This is a genomic window from Bacillus sp. SIMBA_008 (genome assembly GCF_046535495.1).
Taxonomy (GTDB): domain Bacteria; phylum Bacillota; class Bacilli; order Bacillales; family Bacillaceae; genus Bacillus; species Bacillus subtilis.
This window is the reverse complement of sequence record NZ_JAWRWL010000188.1, coordinates 1-324: the sequence shown is the minus strand read 5'-3', so window position 1 is coordinate 324 and position 324 is coordinate 1. Positions and strand designations below refer to the sequence as shown.

The window sequence follows — 324 nt, the reverse complement described above, 5'->3', positions numbered from 1 at the left end:
CTGATCACTGAATCTGGCGGTGTTCTCCTCCATTATCGCCTATCTGAGCTGACGCTTGAAGATATTTTCATGAAGGTTGTGACGGCATGATGATGTTGAAAAAGGAATTTAGGGAGTTATTCACTAGTTATAAAATCTTATTTGTGCCAATCATTTTTACGATTTTAATGATCACACAACCTATTACGCTCAAAATGCTGCCGGATCTTTTGTCGAAATCAGCTAATTTACCAGAAGGGTCTTCATTTTATATACCAGAGCCTAGTGCTGGAGAGGCTTTAGCCAGTGCTTTGAGTAAATTTGATTCGCTTGGCGTGTTTATCC

1 pseudogene is annotated in these 324 nt (G+C 39.5%); it reads left to right on the top strand.

Going from position 1 to position 324, the window contains the following annotated elements:
- Positions 1 to 86 precede the first annotated feature (86 nt).
- Positions 87 to 324: pseudogene (locus tag SB658_RS22765) on the top strand (ABC transporter permease); the annotation flags it as partial.